Below are 2,040 nucleotides of genomic sequence, written 5' to 3' on the forward strand. Positions count from 1 at the left end.
GTAAGAGTCTTGGAGGTAGAGCACTGATTGGACTAGGGGTCCTCATCGGATTACCGAATTCAGTCAAACTCCGAATGCCAATGACTTATCCTTAGGAGTCAGACTGCGAGTGATAAGATCCGTAGTCAAAAGGGAAACAGCCCAGACCGCCAGCTAAGGTCCCAAAGTGTGTATTAAGTGGAAAAGGATGTGGAGTTGCTTAGACAACTAGGATGTTGGCTTAGAAGCAGCCACCATTTAAAGAGTGCGTAATAGCTCACTAGTCGAGTGACTCTGCGCCGAAAATGTACCGGGGCTAAATACACCACCGAAGCTGCGGATTGATACCAATGGTATCAGTGGTAGGGGAGCGTTCTAAGGACAGTGAAGTCAGACCGGAAGGACTGGTGGAGTGCTTAGAAGTGAGAATGCCGGTATGAGTAGCGAAAGACGGGTGAGAATCCCGTCCACCGAATGCCTAAGGTTTCCTGAGGAAGGCTCGTCCGCTCAGGGTTAGTCAGGACCTAAGCCGAGGCCGACAGGCGTAGGCGATGGACAACAGGTTGATATTCCTGTACCACCTCTTTATCGTTTGAGCAATGGAGGGACGCAGAAGGATAGAAGAAGCGTGCGATTGGTTGTGCACGTCCAAGCAGTTAGGCTGATAAGTAGGCAAATCCGCTTATCGTAAAGGCTGAGCTGTGATGGGGAAGCTCCTTATGGAGCGAAGTCTTTGATTCCCCGCTGCCAAGAAAAGCTTCTAGCGAGATAAAAGGTGCCTGTACCGCAAACCGACACAGGTAGGCGAGGAGAGAATCCTAAGGTGTGCGAGAGAACTCTGGTTAAGGAACTCGGCAAAATGACCCCGTAACTTCGGGAGAAGGGGTGCTTTCTTAACGGAAAGCCGCAGTGAATAGGCCCAAGCGACTGTTTAGCAAAAACACAGCTCTCTGCGAAGCCGTAAGGCGAAGTATAGGGGGTGACACCTGCCCGGTGCTGGAAGGTTAAGGAGAGGGGTTAGCGTAAGCGAAGCTCTGAACTGAAGCCCCAGTAAACGGCGGCCGTAACTATAACGGTCCTAAGGTAGCGAAATTCCTTGTCGGGTAAGTTCCGACCCGCACGAAAGGTGTAACGATTTGGGCACTGTCTCAACCAGAGACTCGGTGAAATTATAGTACCTGTGAAGATGCAGGTTACCCGCGACAGGACGGAAAGACCCCGTGGAGCTTTACTGTAGCCTGATATTGAATTTTGGTACAGTTTGTACAGGATAGGCGGGAGCCATTGAAACCGGAGCGCTAGCTTCGGTGGAGGCGCTGGTGGGATACCGCCCTGACTGTATTGAAATTCTAACCTACGGGTCTTATCGACCCGGGAGACAGTGTCAGGTGGGCAGTTTGACTGGGGCGGTCGCCTCCTAAAGTGTAACGGAGGCGCCCAAAGGTTCCCTCAGAATGGTTGGAAATCATTCGTAGAGTGCAAAGGCATAAGGGAGCTTGACTGCGAGACCTACAAGTCGAGCAGGGACGAAAGTCGGGCTTAGTGATCCGGTGGTTCCGCATGGAAGGGCCATCGCTCAACGGATAAAAGCTACCCCGGGGATAACAGGCTTATCTCCCCCAAGAGTCCACATCGACGGGGAGGTTTGGCACCTCGATGTCGGCTCATCGCATCCTGGGGCTGTAGTCGGTCCCAAGGGTTGGGCTGTTCGCCCATTAAAGCGGTACGCGAGCTGGGTTCAGAACGTCGTGAGACAGTTCGGTCCCTATCCGTCGTGGGCGTAGGAAATTTGAGAGGAGCTGTCCTTAGTACGAGAGGACCGGGATGGACGCACCGCTGGTGTACCAGTTGTTCTGCCAAGGGCATAGCTGGGTAGCTATGTGCGGAAGGGATAAGTGCTGAAAGCATCTAAGCATGAAGCCCCCCTCAAGATGAGATTTCCCATAGCGTAAGCTAGTAAGATCCCTGAAAGATGATCAGGTTGATAGGTTCGAGGTGGAAGCATGGTGACATGTGGAGCTGACGAATACTAATAGATCGAGGACTTAACCATATAATATG

Annotated in this window: 1 rRNA gene; it reads left to right on the plus strand. The window is 52.1% G+C overall.

The features are described from left to right. Positions 1–2,032, plus strand: a 23S ribosomal RNA gene (locus ACTFRM_RS31170); the annotation flags it as partial. Between the last annotated feature and the right edge of the window lie 8 nt (positions 2,033–2,040).

Origin of the sequence: Bacillus cereus group sp. MYBK227-1 (genome assembly GCF_051916325.1) — a bacterium.
Lineage (GTDB): Bacteria > Bacillota > Bacilli > Bacillales > Bacillaceae_G > Bacillus_A > Bacillus_A cereus.